The sequence below is a fragment of the Streptomyces chilikensis genome (assembly GCF_001642695.1).
GTDB lineage: Bacteria > Actinomycetota > Actinomycetes > Streptomycetales > Streptomycetaceae > Streptomyces > Streptomyces chilikensis.
The window spans coordinates 1-606 of sequence record NZ_LWCC02000177.1; the positions used below are offsets into that span (position 1 = coordinate 1).

General features: G+C 74.4%; 1 protein-coding gene. It reads right to left on the bottom strand.

Going from position 1 to position 606, the window contains the following annotated elements; genetic code table 11:
• A partial coding sequence (locus A2U95_RS30755; protein ID WP_166029127.1) for an HAD-IC family P-type ATPase occupies positions 1 to 606 on the bottom strand: 606 nt, incomplete at both ends.

Genomic DNA, 606 nt, shown 5'->3' on the forward strand with positions numbered 1-606 from the left:
TGAAGCCGCGCAGGCGCAGGCTGTTGCCGACGACGAAGACCGAGGAGAAGGCCATGGCGGCGCCGGCGATCATGGGGTTGAGCAGTCCGGCGGCGGCGAGGGGGAGGGCGGCGACGTTGTAGGCGAAGGCCCAGAAGAGGTTGGAGCGGATGGTGCCGAGGGTCCTGCGGGCCAGGCGGATGGCGTCGGCGGCGGAGCGCAGGTCGCCGCGGACCAGGGTGAGGTCGCCGGCCTCGATGGCGGCGTCGGTGCCGGTGCCCATGGCCAGTCCCAGGTCGGCCTGGGCGAGGGCCGCGGCGTCGTTGACGCCGTCGCCGACCATCGCGACCGAGCGGCCCTGGGCCTGCAGGCGCCTGACGGCCTCGACCTTGTCCTCGGGCATGACCTCGGCGATCACCTCGTCGATGCCCACCTCGGCGGCCACCGCCTGGGCGACGGTCTTGTTGTCGCCGGTCAGCAGGATGGGGGTGAGGCCCAGGGCGCGCAGGCGGGTGATGGCCTCGGCGCTGGTGTCCTTGACGGCGTCGGCGACCTCGAGGACCGCGCGGGCTTGGCCGTCCCAGGCGACCGCGATCGCGGTGCGGCCGGCCTGCTCGGCGTCGGCCT